11 protein-coding genes are annotated in these 16,881 nt (G+C 39.0%); 5 read left to right on the forward strand and 6 right to left on the reverse strand.

What is annotated here, in order from left to right:
* Positions 1-217: 217 nt before the first annotated feature.
* Genes J0A69_RS15005 through J0A69_RS15015 form a run of 3 tightly spaced genes read left to right on the forward strand, consistent with a single transcriptional unit; the run spans position 218 to position 3,367 of the window.
* Positions 218-1,741 carry a M20/M25/M40 family metallo-hydrolase gene (locus tag J0A69_RS15005; RefSeq protein WP_206587421.1) on the forward strand — a complete coding sequence of 508 codons (1,524 nt, stop codon included), beginning with the start codon at positions 218-220 and terminating at the stop codon, positions 1,739-1,741.
* On the forward strand, positions 1,738-2,886 hold the full coding sequence (locus tag J0A69_RS15010; RefSeq protein WP_206587422.1) for a DUF819 family protein: 1,149 nt from the start codon (positions 1,738-1,740) through the stop codon (positions 2,884-2,886). Before J0A69_RS15005 ends, J0A69_RS15010 begins: the two co-directional genes overlap by 4 nt.
* Before the next feature lie 7 nt (positions 2,887-2,893).
* On the forward strand, positions 2,894-3,367 hold the full coding sequence (locus J0A69_RS15015) for a hypothetical protein (RefSeq protein ID WP_206587423.1): 474 nt from the start codon (positions 2,894-2,896) through the stop codon (positions 3,365-3,367).
* Between the two features lie 35 nt (positions 3,368-3,402).
* On the opposite strand, the gene J0A69_RS15020 is transcribed toward J0A69_RS15015, so the two are convergent.
* The 6 genes from J0A69_RS15020 to J0A69_RS15045 form a co-directional block, all read right to left on the reverse strand.
* Positions 3,403-4,428 (reverse strand): hypothetical protein, encoded by a 1,026-nt coding sequence (locus J0A69_RS15020; RefSeq protein WP_206587424.1) that lies wholly within the window; start codon positions 4,426-4,428, stop codon positions 3,403-3,405.
* A gap of 40 nt (positions 4,429-4,468) precedes the next feature.
* Positions 4,469-5,467, reverse strand: a complete 999-nt coding sequence (locus J0A69_RS15025; RefSeq protein ID WP_236032890.1) for an Ig-like domain-containing protein — start codon at positions 5,465-5,467, stop codon at positions 4,469-4,471.
* 101 nt (positions 5,468-5,568) lie between these two features.
* Entirely contained in the window at positions 5,569-6,690 is a 1,122-nt protein-coding gene (locus tag J0A69_RS15030) for a hypothetical protein (protein ID WP_206587426.1), read from the reverse strand.
* A gap of 175 nt (positions 6,691-6,865) precedes the next feature.
* Positions 6,866-7,903 carry an MBL fold metallo-hydrolase gene (locus J0A69_RS15035; RefSeq protein ID WP_206587427.1) on the reverse strand — a complete coding sequence of 346 codons (1,038 nt, stop codon included), beginning with the start codon at positions 7,901-7,903 and terminating at the stop codon, positions 6,866-6,868.
* Positions 7,904-7,986: 83 nt separating this feature from the next.
* Positions 7,987-8,400 (reverse strand): hypothetical protein, encoded by a 414-nt coding sequence (locus tag J0A69_RS15040; protein ID WP_206587428.1) that lies wholly within the window; start codon positions 8,398-8,400, stop codon positions 7,987-7,989.
* Between the two features lie 146 nt (positions 8,401-8,546).
* Entirely contained in the window at positions 8,547-11,609 is a 3,063-nt protein-coding gene (locus J0A69_RS15045) for a VPS10 domain-containing protein (protein ID WP_206587429.1), read from the reverse strand.
* Positions 11,610-11,808: 199 nt separating this feature from the next.
* On the opposite strand from J0A69_RS15045, the gene J0A69_RS15050 reads away from it, so the two are divergent.
* Positions 11,809-13,827: a M13 family metallopeptidase gene (locus J0A69_RS15050; protein WP_206587430.1), complete on the forward strand. Its 2,019-nt coding sequence runs from the start codon at positions 11,809-11,811 to the stop codon at positions 13,825-13,827.
* Between the two features lie 209 nt (positions 13,828-14,036).
* On the forward strand, positions 14,037-16,859 hold the full coding sequence (locus tag J0A69_RS15055) for a hypothetical protein (protein ID WP_206587431.1): 2,823 nt from the start codon (positions 14,037-14,039) through the stop codon (positions 16,857-16,859).
* Positions 16,860-16,881: the final 22 nt, after the last annotated feature.

Consider the following 16,881-nt stretch of genomic DNA (forward strand, 5'->3'; position numbering starts at 1 on the left):
ACTTAAATTAAGGCAGCATTTTTTCAATTTCAAAGATTTAATCCCGAAAGCCAAAAATGGTTTGAATTTCATAAGAAATAGCTTCTATAAACTCGAATAAATCCTTTGCTCTCAGCGGCTCTGTGAATGAAATTTTTCTCTTCCATGAGCTTAAGCTTAAAAAAATCCTGAAACCATTTTTCGAATTGTGCTATCTTCCTTTTTGATTCAAGGAAGCATGAAACCAAAACACCTTTCCCTTCTTATCCTATTTACAGTCATTTTTGCCCATAATCTTTCCGCCCAATTGACTCGGGAGCAAATCATTCAAGAATCTGAAATGGAGCTTAGATCTTCTTTAATCACTTTTAAGGAATATTTAAGCATCCCAAACAATGGCTTATCAATGAATGACATCGAGGCCAACTTGGATTGGTGTCAGGAGAAATTAAATTCCTTGGGTTATCAGACCAAAGTTTTGAAAGCTGGATCTGTTCCTCATTTATATGCTTCAGGTAAAATTGACCCAAAAAAGAAAACCATCTTGATTTACATGCAAATTGATGGGCAACCGGTAGATTCCTCTGCCTGGAATCAGGAAAGTCCGTACATCCCAGCCCTAAAGATGCAGGAAGGTGATTCTTGGGAAGAATTAAACTGGAATTTTTTAGAAGGTCCGATCGATCCAGAATGGAAGATTTTTGCTCGCTCTGCCTCTGATTCCAAAGGTCCAACTATGGCTCTATTTAGTGCATTGGAGATTTTGAAAAGGAGAGGAGAAGAACCTGCGGTAAACCTGAAGTTTATTCTGGATTTTCAAGAAGAAATGAGTTCGCCAGAGCTTGCAGATGTTGTAGCACAAAACAAGGATCTTTTTGCATCAGATGGAATTTTGATCATGGATGGAACCCGCCATTTCTCCAACCTTCCCAATTTGGCTTTTGGAGCAAGAGGAATCGCAACTATCACTCTCAAGGTCTTTGGTGCAAAAGAAAACCTACACAGCGGCCAATACGGTAACTTTGCACCGAATCCGGTATTTATCGCGTCAAGACTCCTTGCTTCAATGAAGGACGAATCCGGAAAAGTGTTAATTCCGGGATTCTACGAAGGAGTGAACTTTACTGAAACTGATAATAAGGCAATGGATGCTGTCCCAGAAAGCTTTGAACAAATCCAATCCGAATTGGGTATCGCTGCAGCTGAAAAAGTGGGAAATAGCTACCAGGAAGCGATGCAATATCCTTCTTTGAACATCCGAGGTATGAAGGCAGCTTGGGTAGAAAATGAGGTACGAACCATCATTCCTTCTGAAGCTATTATTGAAATTGATATGCGGACTGTCAAAGAAACACCTGCTGAAAGACAAGTTGCTTTGGTTCGGAATTTCATAGAGGAACAAGGATTTCATATCGTTTCAGAAAATCCAACTGATGAAGAAAGAAGTAAGTACCCCAAATTGATTTCATTTGATTATAGAATTGGTTCGGAACCATTTAGAGCAGAAATGGAATCGGATTTTGGACATTGGTTGGAAGAGGGAATGTCAGTTGTTTTTGGAGATGATTATATCAAAACCCGACTGACTGGAGGTTCTCAACCTATGGCACCATTTATCAATATATTGGAAGTGCCAGCGGTGTCTGTTAGGATTCCAAATCCAGATAATAACATCCACGGACCAAATGAAAACATCAGAATCGGAAATTACTTAGAGGGAATACAAACTTGTCTGGGAATCCTTACGCAGTCCTTTAAATGATCAGCTCTTCTGATTATATCGCAGCAGCCATTGTGCTTCTGACTGTGTTTTTTGTTCTCAAAATCAGTAAGGTTAAGCATAGGATTGTTCAAAAAATTCTTGATTGGTTTCCTGCTATACTTTTCGCTTATGTAATTCCTGCTGCTTTTACCCATTTGTTTTCTTGGGATCTATCCGAGGTTTTCCTACATGGATTAAGTAGAAATTGGATCATTCCTGTCACTCTTTTGGCTGTGATGAGCGCTTTACCCTTAAGGCAATTAGCAATTGTTGGAATTAGGCCTTTGATTCTCTTTTTTGTAGGATCTGCAGTAATCGCCATTCTCCCAATTTTGTTAGTTCTTCTCTTTTCATCTATAGACCCACAATCATCAGATTTATTAATTGGGCGAGGATATTGGAAAGGATTAGTACCTATTGTTGGAGGTTGGATAGGAGGAAGTACAAGTCAATTGATTTTGAAGGAATTGGCCCAAACACCGGAATCTCTATTTCTTTCTGTATTGGTACTGGATAACATTCTGGTCAATATATGGACCATCCTCATGTTTCAATTCATTAAAAAAGCTGAGGTTTTGAATGTACTCATTGGAATAAATGATCCTATCCCAGATCAATCTGAAGTTGAAATTAAGGCAAGCAGAACAAATATTCTTCCTTTAGTTACTCTCTTGATTTTCCTTGCAATTGCCAGTATCGTGTATTTTTTAAACATTTCATTCCTTGGAATGGTCATTAGCTTATCTATCATCGGCTTATTATTAGGAAACCTGATCAAGCTGTGGAACACACGCTTTTCACTTCAATTAGGTGGGATTTGCATTGTTTTGGTCATGGCCATTCTTGGTTTAAGGCTTGACTTTAGCAATCTAAGCCTTCCTATGGTATTTATTCTATTGGTCATCATATGGTTGATATTCCATTTTATTGGAATGATTATCTGTGCAAAAATCCTCAAATTAAACTTAGTTTGGGTGCCCATAGCCTCTATGGCAAATCTTGGAGGGATTTCTACCGCTCCGGCTGTAACAGCGGCTTTTCGAAAGGATTTGATGCCACATGCGGTTTTATTGGCAATTTTGAGCATGGTCACTGGAACAGCCTGGGGAATGTTGACCATTTATATATTCGAGCTATTAAATTAAAAATTGAATGCAAATACCGAGTCTCGCTGAAATAAAAAGAGAATTGAGCTATCTGAATGAAAAAGAACTCAGAGAATATATTGTGGACTTAAGTAAGTTCAGTCGAGACAACAAAGCTTACTTGTTTTTTAAACTATATGGTAGAGATCAGCCAGGGCTTTATGTACAAATGGTTCAGGAGGATTTGGAGTTGGAGTTTCAAAATGCTAGAGGGAACCATTCCTATTACGCCAAAAAATCTGCTCAAAAGATCCGTCGTAAAATGAACAAGCTCCTTAAGTTGAGTAAGGAGAAAACTGATCAGATTGAGGTATTGATTTTTTTCTGTGAAAGAATGAAAGAGTATGGATTTCTCAAGCATGGCAATCTAGTGATTGACAATCTTTACAAAACCCAAGTTGCCAAAATCCAAAAACTCATTGCCGGCCTTCATGAAGACTTACAATTTGACTATGAGGGAAGGGTAGAGGAGCTGGAATAAAAAAGCCCCTGAAAAATCAGAGGCTTTTTATTGAGTTATTTATTTGACCAATTACTCCAAATACTACAATGACCAGCTTCATCTGTAGCTTTTAGATCAGCTTGATATCCTCCAAAATAACCAGCATTCATGACAGCTTGTGGTGAAAAAACCAATTCACCTTTATTAGATACAAAAGCTTTTCCAAAATGTGCTTGACTCAATCCATGTCCCATTTCATGTAAAGCTATTGATTCAACATCTACAGCAGTAAAACTCGCTACATCTTCATCATTATCTCCCCAAATGAAATTGTCATTATAGTAAATCTCCCTAAATGCTACGTCTATTTTGCCATCTCCATTTGTATCTATTGGTTGACCGTTTGAGGTTAAAATCAATGTAAAAGTTGCTCCCAAAATGAATTGCCCCCCATTTGTAGTAATTTCGTCAAAAAATGCCGGTGGCAACCAGCCAGCATGATTAACATCTGCAATATACCCTGGGATATAATTATATCCTTCAAAAGCACCAATCACTCCAATTGGAAGAGGTACTGCGGAAACTTTAAAAAGCCCCAAATCAGAACAAATTACATTTGCCCAAGTTGAAGCAGCTCTGTCGATTGCTGCCTCTTTTGTAGCTAAATCTAGGTCTAACCCAGGATAGATTTGATCAACATAATAAGAAATATCTGTGCTTCCATCTAAGGCAAGCTTTGCAACAGGTGAAAAATCTGTACTAAGCTTTTTAGAGCCTCTATCTGAAAAAATAATTGTCTGACCTACTTGGTCACTGCCTTTTTGTGTGATGTATTCCACACTATAAAGCTCAATCTCATAAGGAGAATCTTGCGTTTTGGCATTAGGAGAATACGTCTTCAAATTTAGCGGCTCATACTTTTTTCCTTTAAAAACAATTTCTTCACTTTCTAAAGAACCAAGATTTTCATCTACAACATTTTCAGTCTCTTGACAAGAAAAGACTAATCCACTTAAACAGATCATTGAAATAATTCTGAAAATTTTCATAAAAATAATTTTAGTAAAACATATTAGTAAAATACCAATATAAATTAGCATAAAAAAATTACAAGAACGATTAAAGTAAACTATTTTCAGATCATTTTAAGTCATTTATATTAAAGCTTACTTCTTTCAATTTTGTTGACTCCTTCTGATTTTGAGGCTGTTCTAAATCCACTTCAAAAAGTCGATTGAGATTATTTCCAGCCAAATCTTCTAGCCGGCTCTCAATTTGAATCGAATAATTTCCAGTTTTCCAATTATCATTTGGACTAAAAGTAATAGCCTTTTCTTCAGATCCGAGTTCCCAAATTCCAGAAATTTCCTGTCCATCTTCACTCTGCAAAGTGAATACTTCTTGAAGCAAACTGTAATCTAAAGCCTCCAAAAAATCAACTTTCAATTTATCTCTTGAATTTGCCTTGGGTATTGTGATATGCCATTGATCAGGATTTGGAGAAATGCTATCCCTCTGAGTCACAATAAAGCTTTTTGAAAACCCAGTACCCAATTCTAAACCATTCTGGGCTTTCCAACCTTCAGAAACCATCAATTCATACCCTTGATTATTCTCCAAAGGAGCTCCCATTTCCAAGTTTGGAATTAAATCTCTCTTGATTCGGCCTGGATCAAGCCAAACAGTAAGTTGGGTTCTTGATTCATTCCAAAGCTCTGGCTGTAGATCCAAAAATACACCGGGAACAGTATCTCGATAAGAATTTAGTAGGGTCAAATAATTCAATGCAACCCCTTCTTTCATAGGTTGACTGAAAGTCAGATAAATCTTCAATAGGTTTTCAGGAACTGTGTCTTGAGTGGGATAGACTGCTTGTAGTTCGGGAGTAGCATCTTCCATATTAGGAAATGGAATAAGGATTTGTCCCAATTGCTTATCCCCTGAAACAAGCTCATAACTCAAACCTCTGGTAAATGGAATAAGCGGCTTAAAAAGCATCCCATTGTCAGTCTCCTCAAAACTTCCAAGCATAGGAGTTCGATCTCCTTCTTGAAGCAGTCTTACTTCCAGATTTTCCATTGAAATATGCTTTGGAATCTCAAGACCAATTGCCTTGTCATTCTCCCAAACAATAATCAATTGATCCTCCTGGTTTTGACTGCAGGAATTTAAAAAGACTAAAACAAAAAAAATCAGGCTATGGAATGAGCATAACCTGATTTTATGAGAAAAACATTTCATTATCTAAGCAAATAATCAGCTTTATCTGTGGACCAAAGATCTAATGAACCGTTTGATTTTCTCTGAAGGATGATCATTGTTCCCTCATCGATTTTATCCAATTGCTGCACATTTGTCAGAGGCATAGAAACAAAATCAATTCCTTCTGTGGCGAAATTGTCTTTCACAGGTTCTGTTAAGGAACCCTCGAAATTTTCTATATCTGAGAAATTTACTCTGAAAACGGGTCTGTTTGAATTTGCCATTACTAAGTATGACTTTCCATCCTTCTTTACATTCAAAATATCCAACGGTTGATTTCCGCTCCCCATTTCTGCTATAGTTCTACCTTTGATGTGCTTTCCTGACTTTAACTCTTCCATTGGGAATAGCACCAAAGGAGTGCAAGTATAACTTGCTACCAAGTATGATTTGCCATTGATTTCGGCAGTAGTAAAAGTCTTGATTGGGGAAGTTGTCTCATAGCGGCCGTGAGCTGCATGGAAGATCTCCAAAGAAGCATGGTCCTGATCATCTGTAAAAGGGAAGGGGATACTTCTAAAGGTGGAGCTAAACTCCTGATTAGATAATCCACTTACCAACAATTTCCCATCTGAATATCCCAAATCAGAAATAGATGAAATTCTTAGAGAACGACCTCTATTATCTTTTGCATCCTCTGCAGGAGAATTATTCAACTCTACAGATGCATACTCTACATTCTCCAAGGAAACTGGAGCAAAAGAATCACCTTCAAGTTTCATTAAAAGTGGCGTTCCATCAGCAGATTGAACTGCCATATAAACCTTTTTGGAATTTGGGTTTACGGCAATATCCAAAATTGAGACGTTGTCTACAGTGGTACCAAGCATAGCTGCAAGCTTGGTATCAATTCCTTCAATGGATACTGAAGGAGCAGCTGTAACCAATTCGGTATCTTTTGTATTTAAAGCATATACCGAGGCTCCTTTTGAATCTCCTATAAACAACACGCCCTCTGGCCCAAAGGCCAAAGAAGTCATCGATTTAATCTCGGGAGTTCCTTTTGTCATGCCAAAAGGCAACTCTTCAGAACGAAAAGTAAATGCCATCACTGATGCTATCAGCAGACAGGCACTTGCAAGTAAAATTTTATTTTTCATAACCTCTTGATTTAAATATCTGAATAATATCAAGTTAAGTATTTTAACTTAGATCTGCATACCACCTGTAAAAAACTGAAACAGCTGAATTTGTTTAAAAGAATCTCAAATATTACACAAGAGAGAAATCTGAGCTATAATCGATGATAAATGGATTTAAGTTTTTAGACACATCTCACTCTCTCCACCAATACGAATTGGCAAAATTCTGATCCAAACTGACCAATTCACCTAGTTTGGGAACTATGTAGGAAATGGATTCTTTTTCAGCAGCAGAAACAATTTTCTCTACTGGCTCTGTCCAATGATGCTGAGCCAAGGCAAATCCACCCCAATGAAAAGGCATGATTTGCTTTGCCTTTCCATCGATGCCTGCTTGTACACTTTCCTCGGGAAACATGTGAATCAGTTTCCAATTTTCATTGTATTGACCACACTCCATCCATGCAAAGTCAAAGGGCCCCAACTTTTCACCAATCTCTTTAAAATGCTTTCCATAGCCTCCATCTCCACTAAACCATAGGTTTTCATCCGGACTTTTGATTACCCAGCCACCCCAAAGAGATTTTGCCCGGTCTGAAATCCCTCTTCCTGAAAAATGGCGAGTAGGTGTATAGGTAATTTTCAAATCCTGAAAATCCTCACTTTCCCACCATGAAAACTCTTTGATCAGGTTTTCATCGTATCCCCATTTCTTGAGATGCCTGCCAACTCCCATCCCTACAAAAAGTTGCTTTACTTTAGGTTTGAGCAGCATCATGCTTTTCAAGTCTAAATGATCGTAATGATCATGCGTCATGAGCAACAAATCAATTTCAGGAAACTGATCAATGAGATCCAATGTGCCATCACTAAATCTCTTTGTAGAAAATGGTGCAATAGGAGAGGCATCAGGTCCTAGCATCGGGTCAATCAAAATGGTCTTTCCATTGATTCTAATTAATAATGCTGCATGTCCATACCAGATAAATTTAGCTTTTGGACTAGGCTCTAAAAATTTTGCAAGGTCAAAAGGAAGAACTGGGATTTTGGCATCAGGCTCTCGACCTTCCTTCTCACAAAATTGCTTGTACAAAAATTTAGGAAGGGCTTGGAAGCTAAAATCCATGCTTGTGGGTTCTAGATTTTGAAATTTCTCTCCATCCCAATTGCTGATTTTCTGAAATTTCTCTTCTTCTTTCTTGGTGATTTTACCTCCAAATTGCTTTCTCATATTGAATGCTTCTACTTAAAAATAATAGTAGTTCAACTCCAACATATTCGCTTTAGTTCTATTTAAATAGAATTTAAAAGCCTTTATTTTTTTGTTAACTCTTGAAAAGCACCAGCACGTAATTCATAATCAAAGGAATTGATAAAGGGGTCTATTTTTCCAAAATGGAATTCTATCTCATATACTCTTTTGTCTAAACTGCGGTAATAATCCAGCCAAAAAACATCAAAATCGTCTAGACCATAAAAATTTGACCAAGCAAGGAAATCCGTTTCATCCTTATAATCTTCCAGTGACTTTAAGACCAAATAAAGACACAAGATTTGATTTGATTCATCGTAATCTTCTCCTTCGTCTTGAATGTAGAGCTCACATGATCCTTTATTGGATTCAAAGTTCACTAAAAGCAACTCATCTCTTTCACCCAACAATTGAATCTTAATATCATGGGCTTTTTGAAAAGCCTTCAATTTTTCCAGTTCAGGGTATTCTCGCATTCTTTAACTTAAAAAAAGAGGCTGTCTCATAATTATTTTTTGCCACATTGAGCGAAGTCGAAATGTAGCTAATTCGCTTTATTTAGCCTTCGACTCCGCTCAGGCTGACAATAATATAGACTTTTGAGACAGCCTCTTATCTAGATTTATTTCTTCTTATCCAAGGTAATTTTCTTGGGTAAGATTTCATTCAGGTTTTTCAAATCAGTTTCCAGTATTTGATCCAACTTCGCCAAGTGACCTTCCAATTCGGCTGATAGCTCTTCAAAAACTACATAAGCTGCATCGGTTGGCTTAGCCTGACCTGATTCCACACTTCGCTGCAAGGAAGCCAATCTATTATTCAGTTTGATCGGGAAATTCAATGGATCCTGCCCAGATTGATTTTGAACCTGGTACAAGTCTTCTTCCACCACTTTCATTTTCTCTAAAATGGCATCGATTTGGGCCTTCGCTTTATTATTGGCTTTTACCCCTTTTGCTTGCTCACGGATATTTCTGATCAAAATAACAGCTTCATTCGCTTCTGAAACTTTATCCCTGATTTGAAGAGCCAAATCAAATTGTTCTTGCAAATCCCCAGCCGTCACGCCTTCCAGATTAGGATCCATTTCCAACTCGAAAGAGGTATTTTTTACAACTTCGCCTGTTTTTAAAGTTACCTGATATTCACCAATAGGTGCCATCGGACCTCTTTGCGGTCTAGCTGACCAAATGATCATCCCATCAAAGACAGTTGCTCCTGGATAGCGCATATCCCAAGTAAACGTGTTTAAACCTTTCTGAAGATCCGGAGCATTTCTGGCTTTCTTATCTTTTGTTCCTGTGTAGGTATTGATCAGATTACCAGCTGCATCTTTGATTTCAATGGTCACAGATTCTGCTTCTTCTGGCAAATAGTATTGGATTGCAGCATTGTAAACTCCTCTGATAGGATTTGCTGGCTTAAATAAAGTCACTTCATCTTTTTCAGTAACCTCCACAGCTTCACGCAAAGGTCTGATATCATCTAAAATCCAGAACCCTCTACCATGTGAACCCAAAACCACATCATCGTTTTTAAGCACTAAATCACGAATAGGAGTATCCGGCAAATTCAACTGTAAGGATTGCCATTCAGCACCATCGTTGAATGAAACATATACCCCATGCTCAGTTGCCAAATACAATAGTCCTGGCTTCTCAAGATCCTCTCGGATAGCTCTCGCAAAATGACCGTCTTCAATTCCATCAATGATCTTTGTCCAGGTTTTTCCAAAGTCTTTGGTTTTGAAAACATAAGGTTGTCTGTCATCAACCTGGTAGCGGTTTGCTGCTAAATACAAAGTTCCCGGAGCAAATTTACCCTCATCTATAATGCTGATTCTGGAGAACTTAGGAAGCTCTGCAGGAGTGATGTCCACCCAGTTTTTCCCTCCATCTTGTGTAATATGTACTTTTCCATCATCTGATCCAGCCCAGATAGTGTTCACATCATGAACAGAAGGTGCCAAAGCAAATACAGTAGCATAGATTTCAGGACCATTCATATCCATGGTAATCACACCGCCGGTTTTGCCCAAAGTTTTAGGATCAGCATAGGTAAGATCTGGACTTATTTTCTCCCAGGTTTGTCCGTCATTAGTTGTTTTCCAGACATGCTGTGAAGTGGTGTACATGATGGAAGGATCCAATGGAGAGAACATGATCGGGAATGTCCATTGCCAACGCTCTGGTAGGGCAGAGGCCGGTTCTCCAGAAAAGAACCTTGGATAAACTTGAATATCTCTGTACTGTCCTGTTTTACGGTTGTAGCGGGTTAATAATGCTCCTTGTGAACCAGCATAAAACACATCTGGATCTGTTGGGCTTTGAGTAATCCATCCGCTTTCTCCACCGCCCACAGCATAGTGATAGCCATGACCTGGACCGCTACCCAACATATGTCTCCATCCTTCAGAAGGCATCGCTAAAGTACTGTTATCCTGCTGAGCACCTGCTACATGATAAGGAACATCTGAAGTAGTCATTACATGGTAAAATTGGGAAGTAGGATAATCTTCCTCTGTCCAAGTTTTTCCTCCATTGATACTTACTACTCCTCCGCCATCATTGGAAGATATCATACGCATAGGATCATTTGGATCAATCCACAAATCATGGTTATCCCCGTGAGGAACTGAAATTTCCACATCAAAAGTCTCACCTCCATCAGTGGATTTCCAAAAATCAACATTCAAACCGTAAACCGTATTCTTATCGATTGGGTCGGCATAAATTCTTGAATAATAGAAAGCCCTTTGTCTGAGTTTTCTTTCATCATTTACTTTCTTCCAAGTCATTCCGGCATCATCAGACCTGAAAACTCCACCTTCATTTGCTTCTACAATTGCCCAAACCCGGTTTGGATCAGCAGGAGAAACCGTTACACCGATTTTACCGATTGGTCCTTCTGGCATACCTGGGTTTGAAGTCAAATCAGTCCAAGTATCCCCACCGTCAGTTGATTTCCAAAGTTTGGAATCTGGACCGCCTCCCCACATTTTCCAAGCTTTTCTATACACCTGCCAGGTAGAAGCATAAAGCACTTTTGGGTTTGTTCGGTCAATGATTAGATCAGCTGCTCCAGCCTTATCACTCACATACAATACTTTCTCCCAGTTATTCCCTCCATCAGTTGATCGGAAAACACCTCTTTCTTCATTTTCTCCATAGGGATGACCTAAAGCCGCTACATAAACAATATCCGGATTGGTTGGATGAACTCTGATTCTGGAAATAGCCTGAGTTTCCTTTAGCCCAATATGTCTCCAAGTTTCTCCTCCATCAGTGGTTTTGTAAACTCCGTCTCCTTGAGTTATGGAGCCTCTCAACTGAGTTTCTCCTCCTCCAATGTAAACCACATCAGGATTGGTTTCTGCAACTGCCACAGCTCCGATACTGGAAGAAGTGATTTTTCCATCGGTTACAGGAAACCATTCATTTCCTCCATCTATGGTTTTCCAAAGCCCTCCACCAGTTGCTCCGAAATAATATTCGTTTTTCCTGCCAGGACTTCCTGAGGCACCTAGAGACCGGCCGCCTCGATCAGGACCGATATTTCTCCATGAATAACTGCTGTAAAAAGAAGGATCAACAGGTTTGGTTTGCCCATGAGCCATTTCTTGACTTGTAAAAGCTAATCCCAGGCAAAGAATTACTGCCCGGATTGGTAGGTAATGTTTTTTCATTTGGTTGATGGTGTGGTAAAAATTTAAATTACAAAAAGAATAGCAGAGCTGAATAAACTCTTTTTCCAAAGGTTCTAATTATTCCATGAAGTCAAATTTGAAATCGATTTGATGTGTACATGAGGTTTGAATAAGCTTTTTATAAATGGAAAAAGAGTAATCCTGATTTTCATTTAACTTGCTAAAAAACCACTTATCCATGCGAAAACTTGTATATGCTTCTTTCTTCCTGCTTTTGGCCTGTGGCCCGGAAGATCAAGAAAACAAAACAGAAACTCATTTCATCAAAGTAGATGAAATCAATCCTTCCATCAGACCGGGCGATAATTTCTTCATGCATGTCAATGGCACCTGGTATGATACTGCCAAAATCGCGGATGACCAGGTAGGAGTAGGCTCGTATTCTTTCCTGAATACTCCTCAAAAACAGCTGTTGGAAAATATCCTGACTGAAGCTTCTCAAGAAACTCATCCAACTGGTTCGATTGAACAGAAAGTAGGCGATTTTTACGCCTCCGGGATGGATACAAGTGCTATCAATGCGAGAGGCTATGAACCTTTAATTCCTATTTTGGATCAAATTGAAGGGATTCAAGATCAGAAGGAAATGATGCAGTTCATCGCAACTGAACTGAAGTCAAATAATCAGACCTTGATAGGTTTGAGGATTTCTCCTGATGATGAAAACAGTAGCATCAACATCGTCCATTTGAGCCAAACAGGCATTGGTCTACCAGATAGAGATTACTATTTCAAAACGGATTCCTCCACTTTGGCTATTCAAAATGCCTATCAAACCTACATTTCTCAATTATTTGAATTAACTGGAAGTAGTGTACAAGAGGCCGAGAATGCAGCAACTGTGGTTTATGGCATTGAAAAAGCTTTGGCAGAATCCCATAAGACGAGGGTAGAACGACGCCAGGTCAAAGAAAACTACCACAAACTAGCAGTTTCAGACATTGAAAAGAAAGATCCAAATTTAAGACTTGCTTCTATTCTAGAGGAATTAGGCTTGGATGCAGATTCAGTGGACGTTCGCCAGCCTGCCTATTACGATAAGTTAAACAGCCTTTTGCAATCAGTTCCCCTTAGCGATTGGAAAACTTATTTAAAGGCACACACCCTTTCTACTTACGCAAGTTTCTTAAGTACTCCATTTGAAAATGCCTCTTTTGAATATAATAAGGTAGTTTCTGGTCAATCGAAGCAATTGACTAGAGCTCAACAAATGGTTCAGCAAGTGGATAGACAGCTTGGCTTTGACTTGGGACAACTTTACGTAAAGCGGTATTTCAATGAAGATGCGAAAAAGCGGGTTTTAGATTTGGTAAATAACCTTCAGAAGGCATTTGAAAATCGAATCAACAAGCTGGACTGGATGAGCGACAGCACTAAAGCGCAGGCAAAAGAAAAGCTGTACGCGATCACCAAGAAAATCGGATATCCAGACGAATGGAGAGAATATCCTGTGAGCATTTCTCGTAACAAATATTTCGAAAATGTTCTTGCCTTGAGAAAAGATGCAAGCCGCTACGAATTGGAAAAGTTTGGAAAGGAACCTAATCGGGAAGAATGGGGAACTACTCCAAGCACCGTAACCGCCTATTACAATCCTTCCCTAAATGAAATCGTATTCCCTGCTGGAATTTTGCAATATCCATATTTCGACCTGTATGCAGATGATGCCGTGAATTACGGTGGAATAGGAATGGTAATCGGCCATGAGCTAACCCATGCTTTTGATGATCAGGGTGCCCAGTTCGATAAGGAAGGAAACGTGAAAAATTGGTGGACTGAGGAAGATTACTCTAAATTTAAAGCAAAGACTCAGCAGATGATCGAGCGCTATGATACTTTCACTGTTTTGGACTCGGTTCACGTCAAAGGAGCCATGACCATTGGAGAAAATACGGCTGACAATGGAGGAATTTATATCGCTTATGATGCCTTCAAAATGACTGAACAAGGTCAAGACACCACTAAAATCGACGGTTACACTCCAGATCAGCGATTCTGTTTGTCAATTGCAAATATCTGGAGAGTGAAGACTCGAGATGAGTATATGAGAACTTATGTCAATACAAATTCACATTCCCCTGCAATCTGGCGTGTCAATGGTCCTTTGATGAATTTCGAGCCGTTTTACCAAGCATTCGACATTCAACCAACAGACAAAAACTACAAGGCTGAAAATGAAAGAATCAAAATCTGGTAATTCAAGCTTCTTAGGCAGTTTTAGAAATTATCATTAAACAGAAAGCGGATTCAATTTAAGATTGAGTCCGCTTTTTTGTTAGATCAAGAATCTAGGGAAAAGAACTGACTAACTTTTCTAAAAATTTTCATTTGAAATGAATACATGTTCTACTTTCTTTTGGAAATGTTTTTTCATGGCTTTCTTTGTTAAAACTCATCTTTCTCAAAATGAAAATAACCTTCCTTAAACTTTCACTCACTTTCTTCACCTTTTTCTTTTTAATCGGCAGCAAAAGCTTTTCCCAAAGCGATTGGTTGATTGATAATTCCAGCTTTAAAGCAAAGGTAATTGAGACAGGGGACCGAATCGAAATAAGCAATGGTTTGGTCAAAAGAGTCCTCAAGGTTTCCCCAAACGCTGCAACTATCCAACTGGATAATCTGGTAAGCGGAGAATCATTTTTGAGAGGGGTAAAGCCAGAAGCGGAAGTAAAAATCAATGGAGTTAATTACGAAGTCGGAGGATTAAAAGGACAGCCTAATTATGCATTCCTGAAAGAAGAATGGATTGATCAGTTGAAGAATTCTCCTTCTTCCATGCAATATGTCGGTCATGAAATTCTTGAAGTTGAGGCTCCATTTGAGTGGGCAAGAGTTAGATATGGATCAAAAGATGCTCCTTGGCCACCTAAAGGGGTTCACATAAAATTTGACTACAAATTACCCGAGCAAAGAAGCATTTTGAGTTCTAATGATGCTTTGCCTAGTTTTCTTGGAAGGAAAGTAATCTATCAAACTGAGTTTAATTCCCTGGATTCTGATTGGAGTACTCATATTTCCCAATCACATCCTCGTTCTTCTTATCAAAATGAAGGTAAAATCGGTGAAATATATACACCAGAAAATACCACTGTCTATTTAGAAAGGGAGGTGTCTGATGATGCCAGAATTATTGAAGCCACATTTTCTGTTGGAACAGATAAATCAAAAGAATATGGACCCGGAATTACCTTAGTCTGGCCAGATAGGACTATCAAATTCTACCTTAGACCAGGAGGAAATTCGTATGACGATGAGGTTCCTATGTTTGGGTTATGGGATGGAGAAAAGGAAATCCAAGCAGCTGGCGGAAGGCAAAAGTTAAACTTGAATATGCCTTGGACTCTCAGATTTAGAATCACAGATGATGCGGTTTATTGTGAAGCAAAGCCAAAAGACGGTGATTGGAGAACGATCGAAAAATTACCCAAGTTTGTTTCAATGCCGGAAAAAGTACGCATTGGAAAAACCGATGTAAAAGGGGAAGGAAAAGACAGCTCAGATCCAGGAGAGCTTGTTCGTCTACAAATGTTGGATTTCGCTATGTATTCCGCCATTGATCTCCAATCAGAAAGCCAATTGGATCCTAATGATGTCTTGGTTTCCGTCCATTATGAGTTATATGATGGGATTCCGGTCTTCGGTAAATGGATGACTGTTTCCAATAAAAGCAATAAACAGATCACTGTTGAAGATTTTACCAGCGAAATCATTGCAGCTGTTGAATATGAATCTAAAGTTGAACTCAGGGAAAGCACGGTGATCAAAAAGCCAAACATTCATGTAGAAACAGATATGGCTTTTTCTAGCATGTCTGCCGACGATGCAAATGCACATGTGGTCCATTGGCAGCCGGACCCAGAATATTCCACCCAGGTAAATTACCTTAGACAAACGCCTTCCTTATTGAAAGTAAGTCCTGAATACGGTCCAGACCAGGATCTAGAACCAGGAAAGGACTTTAGCAGTTTTAGAACATTTGTGCTTTTGTACGACAGTTATGATCGGGAAAGAAAGGGTTTGGCCATGCGCAAAATGTATAAAACTTTGGCTCCTTGGACTACAGAGAATCCCCTAATGATGCACGCTCGCTTTGCAGATTGGGAACGGGTAAAAACAGCAATTGATCAAGCTTCTGAAGTGGGTTTTGAAATGGTGATTTTGACTTTTGGAAGCGGTTTTAATATTGAAGATGATAGCGAGGAATACATCGCTGAAATGAAGCGCTATGCCGATTATGCAAAGAATAAAGGGGTAGAAATTGGTGGATATTCGCTATTGGCTTCACGGAAAATTGATGTCAAAAATGATGTTGTTATGCCAGATGGCATGAAACCAACTTTTGGAAATTCCCCATGTATAGAAAGTGAATGGGGACAAGCTTACTTCGCAAAGCTTTATAATTTCTACGAAAAGTCAGGATTTTCCCTTCTGGAACATGATGGTTCTTACCCAGGAGATGTTTGTGCCTCTGAGGATCATCCCGGTCACAAAGGTTTAGCAGACAGCAGATGGAATCAATACCGCACTATTTCTGAATTTTATCGATGGAGTAGGTCAAAAGGTATTTACTTAAACATCCCTGACTATTACTTCATGACTGGAGGAAGTAAAATTGCTATGGGATATCGGGAAGTAAACTGGAGTTTACCTAGAAACGAGCAGTTGGTTCATGCCCGTCAGAATATTTTTGATGGAACATGGGAAAAGACTTCTACCATGGGCTGGATGTTTGTGCCCCTCACGGAATACCATGGAGGTGGAGAAGCAGCGACTATTGAACCGTTGAACGAGCATTTAGCTCATTATGAAATGATGATGGCCAGCAACCTAGGAGCAGGGGTTCAGGCTTGTTACCGAGGTCCAAGACTTTTTGATACTGAAGAAACCAAAAACATGGTCAAAGGAATGGTTGATTGGTACAAAACACATCGAGAAGTTTTGGAAGGTGATATCATCCATTTAAAAAGAGCTACTGGAAATGATCTGGATTATTGGCTGAATGTAAATCCAAATGGAAAGGAAAAGGGGATGTTGGTGGTGTATAACCCAACGGATCACGCCATCACCAAAACCATAAAAGTGCCCCTCTATTATACGGGACTTACTTACCAGACAATAGCTACCTTCTCAACAGGAGGTGAAAAAGACCTTACTTTGAATAGAGATTATTCCGTTGAGATTGAAGTGACGGTGCCAGGAAATAGTGATAGCTGGGTACTGTTTCAATAAAAATATATCACTGTTTTTCAGA

It is taken from the genome of Algoriphagus pacificus, assembly GCF_017254845.1.
Lineage (GTDB): Bacteria > Bacteroidota > Bacteroidia > Cytophagales > Cyclobacteriaceae > Algoriphagus > Algoriphagus pacificus.